A 17,520-nucleotide genomic window follows, 5' to 3' on the forward strand; every position below is an offset into this window, starting at 1 on the left:
ACCCTCGCGCGGGACTTGTGGCGAACCCATACCGTTACTGTGTGCGTAAAATGGCGATTTTTCCAGCGGCTATTTTGCTAACCACCGTGTTTAGCGAGCACTTAAACGCTAACGATCTCCTGCCAGCGTTTTTCAAGTCGTTTGACTGAAACGGGCATACTCGTGCCCAACTGCTGAGCAAATAGCGATACCCTTAGTTCTTGTAGCCACCAGCCAAACGCGACCAATGCCGGGTCTTCCACTCGTCCGCGGCGCTCACTTTTACGGCGGGCATCAAAGCGCGCCTCTAATGCTTGGACGTCTTGCATCATCATTTGATCACGACCGCGCTCACGGGCGGCTTTTTCAAGCCGAATCAGCGCCGCCTCGGTATAGCGGGGGTATTCCTGCAGCCACGGGCCTGCATCGTGAATAAACCCGGGGTAAACCAAGCGCTGCATCTGGGCGTTAACGTCGCTGTATACCAGGGCCAAGGCAAAATTGAGCTTACCCTTTAACACTTTAGTGACCGCCAAGTGGCCCTGCAGCGCGGCTTCCACGCTCACCAGCAGTGATTTTGCCGCGTCAACGAGCTGATCCTGAGTCTCGTTTAGGCGCTGACTAAACGCGGCCTCTGAACGCGGCAGCGGGTACTGTGCCACCACTTGGGTAAACACCGCCAGCAGCAGATCATCGACCAGGGCTTGCTTACTGCCCACCTTGGCAAACAGCAGCGCACACGTCTCTACCCCAGGCAATTGTTTGATCGCTCGGACCTGTTCAGGAAGCTTAGCAATTGCCAACCGGGCAATGCCCTCCTGGTGGGCGGCGTCGGCTTTCGCCGGGTGGTCAAACAGCGCCACCTTGAACTCGCGGGCGTCGGCGACCAGGGCAGGATACGCCTCTACGCGAATACCTGCCTGGGTAGTAACACGCGAAGCAGGCAGCGGCGTCTTGGGCAGCCCGGCAACGGTAGGCTCATGGCTAACCTGTTCGGCCAGCGCTTGGGCGCCGGCGCTCGCCGCTGCTTCAAAGCGCTGCTCCAACGCGCGCAGGTCGCGGCCCTGCCCCAAAGTTTCGCCCGCGTGATCGACCACCCGGATATTCATTATCAAATGCGGTGCGAGCTGGTCTAAACGCCAATCGTCGGGGTGCACCCGCGTCCCCGTTCGGCGGCGAATAAACTCCCCCAAGGCCTCGGTTAATGGCCGCTGGTCGGGCACCAGGGTCTCCAGCGCGGCATCCACCCAGTCGGGAATCGGCACTACCTGGCGACGAATACTTTTCGGCAGCGACTTCAGCAGCGCAATACACTTTTCGCGCAGCAGCCCGGGCACCAGCCATTCCAACGCATGTGCTGGCACTTGCGGCAGCATGGCGGCGGGAACGGTCAGCGTAACGCCGTCGTCCTCGGCTTCCGGGTCAAAGTGGTAGCTCACCGGATAGGCAACGCCAGCCAAGACCAGATGATCAGGATACTGCGTTTGCGTCACATCGCCGGCATCCCGCGCCTTGAGTGTTTCAAGATCAAAGTGCAGCAGCTCGGGATCTTGCTGCTCGGCCTGCTTGCGCCAGTGTTCAAAGCCTTTACCGTTAACAATATCGGCCGGAATGCGCTGGTCGTAAAAGTCGAATAGCGTGTCTTCATCGACCAGAATATCCCGCCGTCGGGCGCGATCTTCCAGTGCCTCGACTTCGTCGATCAGCGCCCGGTTATGTTCGAAAAAGCTACCTTGGGTCTGGAAATCCCCCTCCACCAGCGCACGGCGAATAAATATCTCGCGGGCTTCCTGCGGGGCAATGGGCCCGTAGTGCACTTTGCGCCGGGCCACAATCGGCAGACCAAACAACGTCACTTGCTCAAAAGCCACCACCTGGGCACGCTTCATTTCCCAATGCGGTTCGCTGTAGCTGCGCTTAACCAGGTGCTGCGCCTGAGGTTCTATCCACTGCGGGTCGATTTTGGCCACGGTGCGGGCAAACAGCTTCGAGGTTTCTATCAGCTCAAACGCCATGATCCATTTGGGGGATTTCTTGGCCAACCCTGAGCCAGGGTGAATCATAAACTTGCGATTGCGCGCGCCGAGGTACTCGCGGTTTTCCAGCAGCGTACCCAGGTTGGAGAGCAGCCCCGAAAGCAGCGCCTGATGCACTTTGCCCGAGGTTTTACGGCGCGTTTGCCGCGCCTGCTCTTCGCTCTCATCCTCATCGCGGGGTGCCGGTGCCGGGACCTCAATGTCCATATCGCGGAGTAGCTGGCGGAGTTGACGGAAGGTATCGTGCCACTCGCGCATGCGCAGGTAGTTAATATAATGCTCGCGACACCAGCGGCGTAGCTGATTCCCTGACAGCGCCTCGCGGGCATTCTCAATGCCGTGCCAGAGGTTCAGCAAAGCGACGAAGTCGGAATCCGGGTCGTGCCAGCGCTGATGGGCTTGATCCGCGGCTTGGCGCTTATCGGCAGGCCGGTCCCGGGGGTCTTGAATGGCCAGCGCCGACACCACAATCAGCACGTCGCGCAGGCTACCGTGTTCAGCGCCCGCCAGCACCATGCGTGCTAAGCGTGGATCAATCGGCAGCCGCGCCAGCTTACGGCCCAGCGGGGAAAGACGCTGCTGCTCATCCACCGCGCCCAGCTCAAACAACAGCCGAAAACCGTCTTTAACAAAGCGGCTATCCGGTGGGTCAACAAACGGGAACGCCTCTATATCGCCGAGTTTGAGCCCCAGCATCGACAGAATCACCGACGCCAGGTTGGTGCGCTGAATTTCCGGGTCGGTAAACCCAGGGCGCGCTAAAAAATCTTCTTCGCTGTAAAGACGTATACAAACGCCTTCGGCGATCCGCCCGCAGCGCCCTTTACGCTGATTGGCACTGGCTTGGCTAACCGCCTCTACCGGTAAGCGCTGGATTTTGGAGCGGTAGCTATAGCGGCTGATACGCACCAGCCCTGGGTCGATCACGTAGCGAATACCGGGCACCGTCAGCGAGGTTTCGGCGACGTTGGTGGCCAGCACAATGCGCCGACCACGGTGCGGCGCAAACACCCGGTTTTGCTCTTCGTTGGAGAGCCTGGCATAGAGCGGCAGGATTTCGGTGCCCTTCAGCTCGGCGCGGCGCAGTGTGTCTGCGGTTTCGCGAATCTCGCGCTCGCCGGGTAAAAACACCAGCACATCGCGGGGGCCGTGCAGCCAGCCTTTTTCGCGCTCAATGGCTTCAATCTCTTCCACCGCGTGCAGAATACCCTCCTGCAGCGTGCGATCTTCTTCGTCGTCTTCATCGCGCAACAGCGGCCGATAGTGCACTTCAACCGGGTAGGTGCGCCCGGTTACTTCAACCACCGGCGCGGGCGTTTTGGCGGTGCCAAAGTGTTTGGCAAAGCGTTCTACGTCGATAGTCGCCGAGGTAATGATGACTTTGAGATCGGGCCGTTTGGGCAACAGGCGCTTGAGGTAGCCGAGCAGAAAGTCGATGTTCAGGCTGCGCTCGTGGGCTTCGTCAATAATGATGGTGTCGTAGCGCAGCAGCAGCGGATCATTCTGCGTTTCGGCCAGCAAAATGCCGTCGGTCATTAGCTTGACTAACGTGCTGGGCGTGCTCTGATCGCTGAAACGCACCTGGTAACCTACCTGCTCGCCCAGGGGCACTTCCAGTTCTTCGGCCAAGCGCCCGGCCACACTTCGCGCCGCCAAACGACGCGGCTGGGTATGACCAATCAAGCCACGACGGCCGCGCCCTAGCTGCAAACACATTTTGGGTAGCTGGGTGGTTTTGCCTGAGCCGGTCTCCCCGGCGATGACCACCACCTGGTGGTCGCGTATGGCGTTGAGAATATCCTCTCGCCGCTCGACCACGGGGAGTTCCGGTGGGTAGTTGAGGGCGACCTTTTGCGCTTCCCGCTGGCTGAGCTGCTGCTGGGCGCGGCTCACCTCGCGCTGCACTTCGTCCAAACCACGGCTAATCGGTTTATTATCGCGCAGGCGACGGCTCAAACCGGCCAGGCGACGCTCCAGCCGCTCGGCATCGCGCAGCATAACATCGCCCGCTGCCTGTTTTAGCGACGCGAGACGTTGGCTATCGGTGGGAGCTGGGGATGTTTCAGTGGTCACGATAGAGTCGGTTTCCATTCGCTTGAGAGCTTGAGTGGTTCAAAAAATCAGCCCGCTCATGTGAGCGGGCCTGAAACACAGTGCCGTATTGTAACGCTTTCAACTCCCCGACGCCTAACCCAGCGCCGCGTCGTTGTTTAATGGTTATGTGTTGGAAGGTTCTTCATCGCGCAGCTGGCGGCGCAACACTTTGCCCACGTTGGTTTTGGGTAGCTCATCGCGAAACTCAATGATCTTGGGAACCTTGTAGCCAGTGAGCTCTTTTTTGCACCACTGGCGCAGGGTTTTTGCATCCAGCTGGGCGTTTTTGCTCACCACAAACAGCTTGATGGCTTCACCAGCATCTTCATCGGGCACACCGACGGCAGCCGACTCAAGCACGTCCGGGTGGGCAGCCACCACATCCTCAACTTCATTGGGATAAACGTTGAAGCCCGAGACCAGAATCATGTCTTTTTTACGATCGACAATGCGGATGTAGCCGTCTTCCTGGAGAACAGCGATATCGCCGGTGTAAAACCAGCCGTTCGCATCGATAGAGTGGTGGGTTTCGTCTTCGCGCTGCCAGTAACCTTTCATCACCTGCGGCCCTTGCACGCATAGCTCACCGGGTTCGCCCAGCGCCACTTCATTGCCGTCCGTGTCGACGACTTTTACCGCAGTGCCTGCCACGGGCTTACCAATGGTGCCTAACTGAATCGCATCGTTGGGGTTGAAGCTTACAATCGGCGATGTCTCGGTCAGGCCATAACCTTCAGCAATGGGGCAGCCAGTGGTTTCTTCCCAGCGCTGCGCGGACGCCTTGGTGAGCGCCATACCGCCGGAAATGGTCAGTTTCAGCTTGGAAAAATCCAGCTGTTTAAAATCATCGCGATTGCACAGTGCATTAAATAACGTATTGAGACCGATAAACGCAGTAAAAGGCAGCCCCTTGAGCTCTTTCACAAACGCGTCCATGTCGCGTGGGTTGGTGATCAATAAGGAGTGGTTACCCGTCTCCATCAAGAACAGGCAGTTCACGGTGAAGGTATAGATGTGATAAACCGGTAACGGTGCGATGACCAGCTCTTCGCCATCGGTCAGATGGGAGCCAATGGCTTGGCGGGCCTGGAGCATATTGGCCACTAGATTACGATGGGTGAGCATCGCGCCCTTGGGCATGCCGGTGGTGCCACCGGTGTATTGCAGCGCGGCTAAATCGTCGGGACGTCTCTTAACATCGGTATGGTTTAGCGAGGCGCCTTTTTTCAGCGCAGCGCTAAAACCAATCGCACCGGGCAGCGAATAAGCTGGCACCATTTTCTTAACGTGTTTCACCACTGCATTGATTAACCAGCGCTTGGGCACGTCGTGCAAGTCGGCAAGCTGGGTGACTAAAACGTGTTTGATCTCTGTTTTATCTAGCACTTTCTCCAGTTTGCTCGCCATATTGGCCAAAATCACAATGGCTTTGGCGTTGGCGTCTTTGAACTGGTTGGCCATTTCCCGCTCGGTATACAGCGGGTTGGTATTGACCACCACCAGACCTGCCCGCAGCGCACCAAATACCGCAACGGGGAACTGCAGTACGTTAGGCAGCTGGATGGCAATTCGGTCACCGGGCACCAGGTCCGTTGAATGCTGAAGCCACGCGGCGAAATCCGCCGACAGACGGTCAAGCTCGGCGAAGGTAAGCGTTTTTCCCATGCAGGAAAAGGCAGGCTTATCTTTGAATCGTGCTACTGCGCTATGAAAAATATCCGTGACTGAATCGTATTGATCCAACCCTTCAAGCGCTGGGCCACGTAAAACGGCGGCGTTGGCGTGTTCGCTCATGGGCAATCTCCGCTATGCGTGTCGGCGTGATCACCGACTTGTTGTTGTCGCGAGGCTATGTCTAACACTGGCTGCGCAAACCCTAAATTAACGGGTCAACGATATACGACAGGCGGCAAGCTGTAAAACGCACGATTGAAACTGGCGTTTCAACTTTAGCCTATCGTCAGGCTCGCTTTATTGACGGCGGCTTCTCTCATGCCAATTTAGTAGATCACTCTTTATGGACAATAACGCGCCTTATGAACTATTTATGGACAGTAACGCGCCTGAACTTCTCCATCGCGCCATACTAATAGCTCGCCCGGCACCATGCGCTGCCACGCTTCATTTTGCGTTAGCGGCTCGGTGGCAATGACCGAGACAACATCGTTCGGCGTGGTATGCTCGGCAAAATTCACGGTCATCTCAGCGTCGGATAACTCCGCGTTACCGAAGGGGGCACAGCGGGTAATATGTACCAGCTTCGTCGCGCAGAAGGTATACAAATAGCGGCCATCCGAGAGCAGCATATTGAACACGCCCAGCGCTCTTAGCTGCTCGCATAGCTGATGCAAGCGCTCCCAGAGTGTTGCGGGGTCAGCGGGCGGCGTTGGAAAAGTACGCCGCAGCTCCCCCATCAGCCAGCAATAGGCGTGCTCACTATCGGTATTACCCACCGGGATATAGTTGCCTAGCGTCAGGCTTTCCCAGCCGCTTAGCTGGCCATTGTGTGCATAGCACCAAGGACGCCCCCACATTTCACGCGTAAAGGGGTGCGTATTGGCAAGCTTAACGCCGCCCACATTGGCTTGACGAATATGGCTGATCACCACGTGGGACTTGATCGGGTAATCGCAAATCAGCCGCGCAATGGGAGAATCGACAGAGGGGTGCGGGTCCCGAAAATCGCGATAGCCGCCCTCTTCATAGAAGGCGATTCCCCAGCCATCGCGATGGGGCCCGGTGCCGCCACCGCGATGTAAAAAGCCTGAAAAGCTAAAACAAATATCGGTGGGTACGTTGGCGCTCATCCCCAACAGTTCACACATTCAAAGACCTCAAGCAGTTGCTCCAATGCGCTATCATCCAATCACCGGTTCGCGGCGGCGCTGAGAGTGAACGTCACTGTTAGTTTCCGCCTCATCGTCAACATATTCATACTCACTAGGACGACGCCACCACCAAAGCGCAACGCCGATAAGCGCGCCTAACGCCATACCCAGCACCAGCCACATCAGCCCACCACGCAGCGCCGCGCCATTGTTCTCTAAAAAGCCCACCGCCGACACCATCGCCGAAGGCGCCCAACCGGTATAGAATTCACCCTCTTCTATTAGCGGCAGCCGGAAAGTGGCTGGGGCCCATATCGCCCCAGCGATAGCCCAGGTTAGCACTAGACGTGGCAAACGAGGCAGGCAAGTGAGCGCAAAGTAGACCGCGACAATCACTAACAGTGACAGCCCGTAATAACTCAACCAAAGCAATGACATTGAATCTGTAGACAGCATAATATCCCTTCTGTGGGTAAACTCACCCGACGTTGATTTCCCGTTATGGTACCTATGAATTTATGAAAGCACAGCCAGGCATGCACTCAGGCTCACCCGCTTCGCGCTATTATCGCGCTAATGACCCGCAATGGCACTGGTTAGAAGAACGCGATGACCCAGAGGTAAGCGCCTTTTTAGAAGCCGCCAACGATCAGCAGGCGGCATGGTTTGCGCCGCTTGCCCCGTTAGAAGAGGCGCTGTACCAAAGCCACCTGACGCGGCGCGAATTAGCCGTAACCAGCCTTAAGACAACGCTTGACCACTTTACGTTCTGGAACGAAACCGGTGCCGAGGACGACTACCCGCGCTGGTGGCGCCACCCCAACAGCCAATCAGAGCAAAATGAATGCTTCTTTGACGTTTGCGCCCGCGCCGCCGAGCATGATTTTTACGACATGGGCGATATGGCGCTCTCACCCGACGAGCAGTGGCTGGCCTGGACCGAAGATACCCAGGGCGATGAACGCTTTAGCCTGTGGCTGAAAGCCCTGCCTAGCGGGACACCCGTTCAGCTGCTGAGCGATATAGGTGCAGGCCTGTGCTGGGCAGAGGATCAAACCGCTACCACGGCTACTCTGCTGTTCACCCGCTTTGATGCCACCCAGCGGCCCGATAGCGTATGGCGGCTGCCCCTTTCGCTAGTCGCACCTGACGCCTCAACCGAGCCCGAGCTGGTGCTACGCGAAGAGGATACCGAGTTTTGGCTCGGCATCGGTAAAACCCGTTCGCGGGATTGGTTGCTGCTTGAAAGCGGCTCCAAAGACACCAGCGAAATTCACCTGCTGCCGGCACGCTCCCCTGCCGAGACGCCACGCTGTATCCAGCAGCGCCAAGCGGGGGTTGAGTACAGCATTGACCACCGCCCCGGGAGTTTTTACCGCCTGCACAACCAGACTGGCGCTCACTTTCAACTCGACTACCTGCCCGAAGCGCAACTGGGTCACTCCCAGCCGGACTGGAAAGCGTTAATCGCTCATCGCCAAAACATAACGCTTGAGGGCGTTGACGCCTTCGCTTGGGGTTTGATGCTGGCTGAGCGCGATCATGCGCAAGCGCAGGTGTATTTGCGTCGCTTGGTTTTCGATGCTCGTCACAGCTGCACACTGGATGAGCACCTGACGCTGCCCGAACAGCCTTGCTCGCAAATGCTCGACGATGCCCCCCACTTCGACAGCCAGGTACTGCGCCTGCGCGAAGAGTCGTTTACCCAGCCACCCAGCTGGTTTGCCCTCGACCTTGCCAGCGGCGAGCGGACGCTGCTAAAACGCGTGCCTGTTTACGGCAGCCTTCAGCCAGAGCAACTGACAAGCCGGCGCCTTTGGGCGACAAGTAACGACGGCGAGCAAGTCCCTGTTTCGGTCGTTATGCGCGCCGATCTAGCCGATCAGCCATTGCCCACCCTGCTGTATGGCTACGGCGCCTACGGCGAGGCGCTTGACCCGTGGTTTTCTATCGCCCGTTTGGAGCTCCTGGAGCGGGGAGCGGCGTTTGCCGTTGCGCATGTCAGAGGCGGCGGCGAGCGAGGCGAACCGTGGTACTTAAACGGCAAAATGGTCCACAAGGAAAACAGCTTTAACGACTTCCTGGCCGCGCGGGAAGCCCTGGTTGAACAGGGGGTTAGCGATGCTCAGCGAATAGCGGCGTATGGCGCCAGCGCCGGTGGACTGTTAATCGGCACCTGTATCAACCGGGCGCCGGAAAAGTTCTGTGCCGCGCTGCTAGACGTGCCTTTCTTAGACGTGCTGCGCACCATGCAGAACCCCGAGCTTCCGCTAACAACGGCTGAGTACAGTGAATGGGGCAATCCAGAAGATGCAGAGGTCGCCGAGCGCATTCGCGGTTATTCACCCATCGATAACATTAAGGCGCAAGCCTACCCAGCCCTATGGATTGAGGGCAGTTGGTTTGACACCCGAGTAAGCTACTGGGAACCCGCCAAGTTTTACGCCCAGATAGCGCAACAGCAGCAAGCAGCCGCGCCGGTGCTCATGCGTACCGATATGAGCAGTGGCCACGGCGGCGCCTCTGGCCGCTTTAAAGCCTGGCGCGATACCGCGCGGCAAGATGCGTTTATTCTTTGGGCGCTGGGTCTAAGCCCTGAATAGCGCCGCTACCCCTGGCTAAACAGAGCCCGCAGAAGCGGGCTCTGTTAGCAGGCTCTCTTGGATGGCAGCCGAATCACCGCCGTAACGGGCTATCGTGATGGGCTATCGTGATGGGCTATGCTTTGCTTAGGGCTTTGCTCAAGGCAAGCGACTGCGGTTGCGAAGCGTGAGCGCCATCCTCTGCAGGTAGCTTAAAGCCACTGACGGCCTCAAGTAACACATCCGCCGTTTGCGATAAGCGTTCAGCCATTTGATGTGCTTCGTTAACGGAACGGTTCGACACCTCAAGCGCGTCGTGCATTTCATTAACGCTGCTTTCGAGCTCTTCAATGCCTTGGTTTTGCTGCTGTAACGCGCTGTCCATTCCGGTCAGACGTCCCGCCACCTCTTCAAAAGAGTCAATTAGCCGCTGGGTTGTCTCCTGTGCATAGTCGGTTTGCGTTACGCCCTCCTGTACCTGCTGTTCAATCAAGGTAACGTTATCGCGGATACGCCCTGCCGTGTCTTGCGTATTGCCGGCCAGTTTTCTGACTTCACTGGCGACCACTGCAAAACCACGCCCCTGTTCACCGGCTCGAGCCGCTTCCACTGAGGCGTTAAGGGCCAGTAAATTGGTTTGGAAGGTAATATGATCAATCTCTGCCAGCATGCTACTAATTTGCTTGGCCTGCTGCTCAAGCGTGCGCATCAGGCTTCGAATGGCTTGCATTTGCTCGCCGTTATCGCGCACGGCCGTTTCTGCTGTTTCGGCTAAACGGCGTACTTGCTCAGATTCATGCGCTGTTTCGCGGGTTGTCGCTGAAAGCTGGGTAGCGCTGGTGGAAATACGCTCGGTCTGGCTCACATTACGGGCAATTTGTACGCTTAGCAGATCCTGGGCAGCGAACAGCTGTTCACTCAAGCCGTGGGAGCTTTGCGCGGCTTGCTGCGTTTTCCTAAGGCTTGAAGCCACTTGGTCGCGCATGGTGATGATCGCCGCAACGGCGGGTAAGCCATGCTGTTGAGCTGAAAAGGCCATGTCTAACTTGCCATCGCTGGCTTGATGGGCAAAGTGGCTAACGTGCTGACTCTCGGCGACCATTCGGGCGAGTACTTTGGCCAGATAACCTAAAATGGCAACTTGCACCACCACAGCACCAGCGTGCATGAATAAGCAGGCAACCAGCTCAGCTAAACCATGCGCGGCGTTATGATCGCTACCCACCATGCCGCTATACAAATGCACATAACCCAGGTGTTGCAGCCAGGTAAATAGCAGGTGATGAAGCGCAACGACAAGCCCGCCGAACGCTATAACGCGCCAATCGCTGTATAAAATCAGTACCGATAACAAAATAAAAATGCTGAAGTGCGCTTCGATCAAACCACCCGATTGTTCGATTAACACCGCTGAAAAGCCCATCAGCACCGCCGCCTTTAGAAAACCATTGCCCGCATGGCCTCTCCAGCGCCGTTGTGCCCAGGCTGTTAATGGCAAGGTAAGCACGGCGTAACTAACAACAAGCGCCAGGGTTTGCGTAAACACCCCGACCCCAAAACAAAGTGCGGTGATCAAGCCAATAGGTAACCACATCACCCGGTCCGTATTCGCCGTATGGTTTGACATCAACGCTGAAGACATCCAATACCTCGCAAGGTTCTTAGTACTAACGCCCTACGGAGCAGCTGAGTACTAATAATATGTTAAGTTGGGTATACATCCCGGCCAAAACACCGTACAAAAACCATACAAACCAAGAATAACGCACAAGTTTTTGAGTAGGGTAAGGTATATCTGAGCCGATGGGGCAATATAGATATCAAGTGCTCGGCTGACAATACGACCAAACTCTGTGTAGGGCGATTCATCGCTTTCCAGGCTATCGCAAGGCCCTGAATGGCCCGCTTGGCATCAAAAATAATACGGTAGGTATATGATATGGTTAGTTTTAAAAGCACTGACGGCGACTTTGTGAACAATTGTCGATGAACGTCAATAATCGCGAGCTTGCCCTTCAAGCAGGCTTACTGACGCTGCTGGTGACCACCATCGTGATTGGCGCCGGTGGCTTTTTGCTCGGCTATTTTCCTGATGTTCACCAGCCACAATCGCTCACGTTGTTACCCGATAGCGGCCTGGCCATCCTCTTGTGCGGGCTAGGGCTGAGTGCGGTGATGGTCAACTTTACACGCTGTCGCCAAGCGGCCGCTCTAGCCCTCGTCGTGCTTGCCAGCTACACGCTATTACATAACGCCCTGGACACCTCACCTAAGGCAATCTCTTTACTCAGCAACCACCCGCTACTGCCCAACCAAGCCGTCCCAACGCTCGTAATGGCAGGGCTTTGCCTCTGGGTAGGATCGCAGGGAAGATGGCAACGTCGCCTTTGGCAGCTAGGCGGAATGTTTTTGTGGGCAATTGGCTGTATTACCTTAGCCAGCTACTACAATTTGCCAGTGCCTGCATGGTTGCCACGTGCTAGCGCGCTGATTTCGGGGCTACTTTGCTTCGTGTTCGGGATCGCCATGCTGATGGTGAGCTTCCATATCCCTCATCTTAAAGCCTCGTTAAGCAGTGCCGCCGTGTTGGCGGGTATTATTGGCGTTAGCCTGAGTATGTGTGGCTGGTTTTTAGTGAGTTGGAATCAGCATCAAGAAACGCGTCAAAGTGCCCACCTGAGCCTGGAAGGCATCGCGATCAACATTGAGCAAACAATGGTGTCGCGGGCCATTGTGCTGGAGCGTTTAGCTCAGCGATGGCACGACGTTTTTACCGACACCGCGTCCCGGCGCCGAGAAATAGCCCGCTATTGGACAGATTACCCCAACCTATTAGCGATCGCCTTCTCAACGCCGCCAGCAAATAATAGCTGGCGCAGCGCTCGCCATGACAACGCTCTGTTCTGGTTGGATAAACAGCTAGACACCTTATCCACATTGACATGGCTCTATCAGCAGCGAAGCACCTTACAGTGGTCGTTTCCCGACCATGAACACCCCACTCGAGCGCTTCTCTCCATTCAGCCCCCTGGTCAAGACTACCGACTGGTGTCTGCCATCAATGCGGCCCAACTCATTGACCACGGAACCAGCGCGGTCAACGGCACCTTTACACTGCATATAACGCATACTAACGGTTACCTAATTGACCAAGGTAACGGATTGCTGCCCGCGGCGGGGACGGCCCCACCAACGACAACCCTGACAGATCACACGCTCGTATTACCGGGTGGAACAATACTCAACCTGAGCCTCACTCAGCGTTCCGATCAACCTGCAACGCTCGCCAACTATATTGCCGCAGGCGTGGGCATTTTCGGGATACTGCTGACCTATCAGCTGGTTTTCAGTCTTGCTTTGATAGCTGCGCGAGCCCAACGCTCTCGCGAGCTTTCAAAAGCCAAAGAAACGCTACAAGACAGCGAGCAGCGATTTCGCTCGCTGTTTACGCAAAACCCCGATGCGGTGTTTTCCCTGGACCTGAGCGGCCGTCTCTTAAGCGTCAACCAGTCCGTCGTCACCTTGCTGGAGAGTAGCGAAGCACATATCGTCGGCCGTCACTGGCGCGGTTTCGTTCCAGCCGAAAGCCACCCCACCGTTGACGCTGCTTTCCAGCGTGCGTTGCAAGGCGTTGCGCAGCGATTCGACTTGGAAGTGATCAGCCAACAGGGCAAGCCCCGTCAACTGGATGTCTCGTTTCTACCTACCGTGGTCATGGATGAGGTAGTCGGCGTTTTCGGGGTGACCAAAGAGATGACGGCATTACGTCAAAAGGAGTCGCAGCTGCGTATTTACCAGCGCAGCCTGGAAGCCAGTAGCAATGGTATTGTGATTTGTGAAGCGCTGCAGGACGATTACCCAATTTTGTATGTTAATCCCGCCTTTGTCGCCATCACGGGCTATCAACTTGACGACATAAAAGGCTTAAACTGCCGCTTTTTAAACGGTCAAGATACTGATCCGAAAAATATTGATGCGATCCAGCAGGCCCTTGAACAGCAGCAGGACATCACTTTAACGATTCGCAACTACCGTAAAAACGGCCAAGCGTTCTGGAACAACCTATTTATCTCCCCAGTACGCGCCCCTGACGGTGTGGTAACGCACTTTGTGGCGAGCATTAATGATATATCGGAACGCCGCGACCATGAAAACGCACTGGCTTTCCATGCCACCCACGATGCACTGACGGGCCTTGGCAATCGCTCGCTGTTTGAAGATCACTTACGCCACGATGTTGAACTCGCCAAGCGTCATCAGCAGCATTTAGCCGTCCTGTTTATCGATCTCGATGAATTTAAACCGATTAACGATACGCTCGGCCATGGCATTGGTGACCAGATCCTTATCCACGTTGCCCATCGGCTTGAACAAGCAATCCGGCCTTCCGATACCCTCTGCCGCCTCGGCGGGGACGAGTTCGTCTTGCTCCTGCCGGACCTGGATAGCCCCCAGCAAGCAGAAGATATTGCTAAACGCCTGCTTGAAGCACTTGCCCAGTCCTATTGCATTGGTCGCCATGAGCTGTATGTTTCGGCAAGTATTGGCATTTCCCTTAATGATAAGCACTTGCTTTACCCGGCAGAGCTAATTCAGCAGGCCGATATGGCGATGTATAAAGCCAAGCAGCAAGGCCGCAACACCTTGCAAATCTTCACCCAGGATATTAACCAAAAACTGACCCAGCGAGTGACGCTAAGAAATGATTTACCCGAAGCGATTCTCAACGAACAGTTTGAGCTGCATTACCAACCGCTGTTAACACGCGCCGGAAACATTCACGGTTTTGAAGCACTATTGCGCTGGAACCACCCTGAAAAAGGCCTTATACCCCCGGACCTGTTTATTCCCATTGCCGAAGAGACGGGCCAAATTATTGCGCTAGGCCAGTGGGTTATCGAGCGCGCCGCACGGGATTTCCTTACGCTTGAGCCACAGCTTCCGCCACACTGCCGCATGGCCGTCAACCTTTCACCAGTGCAGTTTCACCGGCCGAGTTTTTTCAACACGCTCAGCAATACGCTAGCGGCCACTGGGCTAAGCGCCAGCTCGCTTGAACTTGAGTTAACCGAAGGTATTTTGATGAACGATACCGATGCAGCAATTGCGTCGCTGCATGGTCTACGAGCATTGGGTGTAAGCATTGCGATAGACGATTTTGGTACCGGCTTTTCAAGTTTAAGTTACTTGCGCCACTTACCGATTGATAAGATAAAAATCGATCGCAGCTTCATCAACAGTATTGCCAGCAACAGTAAAGACGCCGCCGTTGTACAAGGCATTGTTGCCTTAGCCCACCATCTTGAGCTGGTGGTCGTGGCGGAAGGTGTGGAGACGCCCCAGCAGCAGCAACAGCTGGCAGCGTTAAATTGCGATGTCTTCCAAGGCTATCTATTCGCACGCCCCATGCCTTTTGCGGCGCTTCAGACGTGGTTGGAATTACATCGGCAGCACAGCGATGATGTGCGACTCTAGCTGCTGCTCGGGCACCTCATCTTGCGACACCGCAAAGCTGCGGACACTAATCCCTTTACGGTGAACACGCTCGGCATCGTTACTCAAAAGCGGGTGCCAGCCCGCCAGTTTGCGACCTTCGGCGACACGCCGGTAGCCACAGCTTTGCGGCAGCCAGGTGAACTCTTTGACCAACGCCGGCGTCAGTTGCGTACAGTCGGGTACGCTGTCAAAACGGTTGGGATAATCACTGCACTGACAGCTGTGGGTGTCCAACAGACGGCAAGCGACATTCAGCACCGCTAACTCCTGACTGTCTTCGTCGTGCAGCTTTAATAGGCAGCACTGCCCGCAGCCATCGCAGAGCGCTTCCCATTCCTGGGGCGTCAGCTCTTCAAGGCTAAAGCGCTCCCAAAAGCGTTCGCGCATTGTGGTTTCCATCGTCTTCTCCCTCACCATCATGGGGCAATACGCTTTACCGTGGCGTGTCTGTTTGACTTAATGTCGTCAATAGCGCTGGCCATAAGGACTGAAAATCCTCTTCAAGCGCTTGATAGTCGTCGCGTAGCCAGGGCACTAATTCGGCCAGCCGGTTAGGCCCGCTTAGCCGATGGCCTATGCCCGCAATGGCACGGCAGGTAAATTCAAAGTCAGCGTAGTTTCTTAACCAATCATGCTGGACCAGCAGTGGCATCATGCCCGCCAGCCGGTTGGGCGCTGAGCGGGCTGAAAGCAAGCAATAGCAACGCTCCACCAGCGCTTCCTGTTCATTTTGGTCAGCCTTGTCGCGGGCTAGGTAATGATCCCACAGCATATCCAACGCGATACCGGCGTATCGGCGCTGTGCAGCCGGTGCGCGCCGCCGGGCCCCAACAACCCGAGGATGGCTATCCACCCAGGCATCAACGCGGCGGTGATGACGGATACCGTATGCCGTGGCAGTCGACCAATCGCTTAAATCGACCCCTTTGACACCGTCGGCAATGAGATTGCCGTAGAGAAAATCATCGCTACCCTCGCGGGCCAGCCAAGCATGAGCCAGAAAATTCATAATCGGCTGTCGTTACGATTCATCAGGGCTTGAACCAGGGCGCGAAGCAACATGCGCACGATGCACATCGAGCAAATAGGCCTCCTTGGGCGGTGGCATTTGCAAATAAAACCCGCTTTCTTTGATCCCTTCCACCACGTCCGCCGCGTTAACCCGTGACAACTTTTTATCTGCGGTCAGTAGCATGGTAAAAACCGGCACGGGCTTGCCAAAGGTTTCAAGCAGCGGTTCTGGAACCTGGGTCAGACCTTGGCGCTTATCAACGTATAAATACGTCTCATCTTTCCGCGAGCTTTTGAAAACCTCGCAGATCATTTTGTCTTTCATCATGGGCGTTCCTCAAGGGCTTGGGCCAGCGCGGCATTTAAACAGTCACCCCGCCAGCCACTGGGCCAGCTGAAAGGCTCACCCGCCAAATCCTGCATTACCAGGGTTTCTATATCGCGGCGGCGCATTAGTATTTCTGGCGCTACCCCCAAATCCCCGGCTTTAGTGGTCACTACTTTCTTGAGCGCTTTAAAACGTGACTTGAAAGATGGGTGCATAGGATCAGGCCAACGCACGGGCAGCGACAGCTCATCGCAGTGCTTGGCTTGCTTGACCATCGCCAGCAGTGCATCCCCCTCTTTTTTAATCAGCACGGGCTTAATGCCCTCAACCTCTGCCAGCTCAAAGCGGTTAGTAGGCATCTTTTCAGCGATCGCAAACAGCAACTTATCGCTAATCAACCAGTTACGCGGCAAATTACGGCGGCGTGTTTCGCCTTCCCGCCAGGTGGTCATTAGCCGATACGCCTCTATTTGGCAAGGCGTTAACCGCCATAGCTGGCGCTGGCGGGTATACCACTGCTGATCGTTGTCAACGCTACGGCCTGCCTGCTCAATTAAGCTGGCGCACTCAGCATTGACCCACTCGCGGCGCCCCAGCATGGCGAGCTTTTCAGCCTGCAGCGTCCACACTTTTAACAAATAGATAACGTCCAGCGCGGCATAGTCACATTGCGCCGGGGTCAGCGGACGCACTAGCCAGTTGGAACGGGTTTCCTCTTTCGGCAGGGTTTCGCCCATCCAGTATTCAACCAATTTCTGATACCCCATACTGGGGTTTTCGCCCAGAAACCCTTGTACCACCTGGGTATCAATTAACGGCTCAGGCAATACGCCCGCCCAGTGCTGAAAGACTTCCAGATCTTCGCTGCAGGCGTGCAGTAGCTTGATGGCACTATTTTGCAGCAAGGCACGAAAGCGATCGGTACACGGCACGGCCACCGGATCAATCAGATAAGCCTCTTCACCCGCGGTAAACTGAATCAGCGCAGGCACTGGGAAAAAGCTGTTCTCTCGAAAAAACTCGGTATCCAGAGCGATCACAGCGGCATCGGCTACTTGCTCGCATGCCGCATCAAGCGCATCTGGAGTATCAAGCCATTGATAAGAGGGGGTAAGAGAGGACAAAAGCATTCTTCCAAGTTGGCACAAACGCTACCGCGCTTGCGT

Annotated in this window: 11 protein-coding genes; 2 read left to right on the plus strand and 9 right to left on the minus strand. The window is 55.9% G+C overall.

The window, feature by feature from the left end:
- Window positions 1–101 precede the first annotated feature (101 nt).
- The 4 genes from hrpA to HVA01_RS12310 form a co-directional block, all read right to left on the minus strand.
- Complete coding sequence (gene hrpA / locus HVA01_RS12295) at window positions 102–4,106, minus strand: ATP-dependent RNA helicase HrpA (RefSeq protein WP_146875709.1); 4,005 nt, start codon at window positions 4,104–4,106, stop codon at window positions 102–104.
- 126 nt (window positions 4,107–4,232) lie between these two features.
- On the minus strand, window positions 4,233–5,903 hold the full coding sequence (locus tag HVA01_RS12300) for an AMP-binding protein (RefSeq protein WP_146875710.1): 1,671 nt from the start codon (window positions 5,901–5,903) through the stop codon (window positions 4,233–4,235).
- A gap of 251 nt (window positions 5,904–6,154) precedes the next feature.
- Window positions 6,155–6,934 (minus strand): class II glutamine amidotransferase, encoded by a 780-nt coding sequence (locus HVA01_RS12305; RefSeq protein ID WP_146875711.1) that lies wholly within the window; start codon window positions 6,932–6,934, stop codon window positions 6,155–6,157.
- Between the two features lie 33 nt (window positions 6,935–6,967).
- Window positions 6,968–7,393: a hypothetical protein gene (locus HVA01_RS12310; RefSeq protein ID WP_146875712.1), complete on the minus strand. Its 426-nt coding sequence runs from the start codon at window positions 7,391–7,393 to the stop codon at window positions 6,968–6,970.
- Window positions 7,394–7,455: 62 nt separating this feature from the next.
- Here HVA01_RS12310 and HVA01_RS12315 point away from each other — a divergent pair, with 62 nt between their 5' ends.
- Entirely contained in the window at window positions 7,456–9,540 is a 2,085-nt protein-coding gene (locus HVA01_RS12315; protein ID WP_146875713.1) for a S9 family peptidase, read from the plus strand.
- 115 nt (window positions 9,541–9,655) lie between these two features.
- Here the strand turns inward: HVA01_RS12315 and HVA01_RS12320 are convergent, their stop codons facing one another.
- A complete protein-coding gene (locus HVA01_RS12320; protein ID WP_246129606.1) occupies window positions 9,656–11,113 on the minus strand; it encodes a methyl-accepting chemotaxis protein in 1,458 nt (485 codons plus the stop codon).
- 392 nt (window positions 11,114–11,505) lie between these two features.
- Between HVA01_RS12320 and HVA01_RS12325 the strand changes: the two genes are divergently transcribed.
- Window positions 11,506–14,994, plus strand: a complete 3,489-nt coding sequence (locus HVA01_RS12325; protein WP_146875715.1) for a putative bifunctional diguanylate cyclase/phosphodiesterase — start codon at window positions 11,506–11,508, stop codon at window positions 14,992–14,994.
- Here HVA01_RS12325 and HVA01_RS12330 read toward each other — a convergent pair.
- From HVA01_RS12330 to rnd, 4 genes are read right to left on the minus strand one after another with little or no spacing between them, the layout of a single operon-like run.
- Window positions 14,959–15,414, minus strand: a complete 456-nt coding sequence (locus HVA01_RS12330; RefSeq protein ID WP_146875716.1) for a YcgN family cysteine cluster protein — start codon at window positions 15,412–15,414, stop codon at window positions 14,959–14,961. The genes HVA01_RS12325 and HVA01_RS12330 overlap by 36 nt on opposite strands.
- Before the next feature lie 34 nt (window positions 15,415–15,448).
- Window positions 15,449–16,024, minus strand: coding sequence for an acyl carrier protein phosphodiesterase (locus tag HVA01_RS12335; protein WP_146875717.1), 576 nt, complete (start codon window positions 16,022–16,024; stop codon window positions 15,449–15,451).
- 12 nt (window positions 16,025–16,036) lie between these two features.
- On the minus strand, window positions 16,037–16,351 hold the full coding sequence (locus HVA01_RS12340) for a YcgL domain-containing protein (RefSeq protein WP_146875794.1): 315 nt from the start codon (window positions 16,349–16,351) through the stop codon (window positions 16,037–16,039).
- Window positions 16,351–17,484, minus strand: a complete 1,134-nt coding sequence (rnd, locus tag HVA01_RS12345) for a ribonuclease D (protein ID WP_146875718.1) — start codon at window positions 17,482–17,484, stop codon at window positions 16,351–16,353. Before rnd ends, HVA01_RS12340 begins: the two co-directional genes overlap by 1 nt.
- Window positions 17,485–17,520 lie beyond the last annotated feature (36 nt).

Origin of the sequence: Halovibrio variabilis (assembly GCF_007991175.1) — a bacterium.
Classification (GTDB): domain Bacteria; phylum Pseudomonadota; class Gammaproteobacteria; order Pseudomonadales; family Halomonadaceae; genus Vreelandella; species Vreelandella variabilis.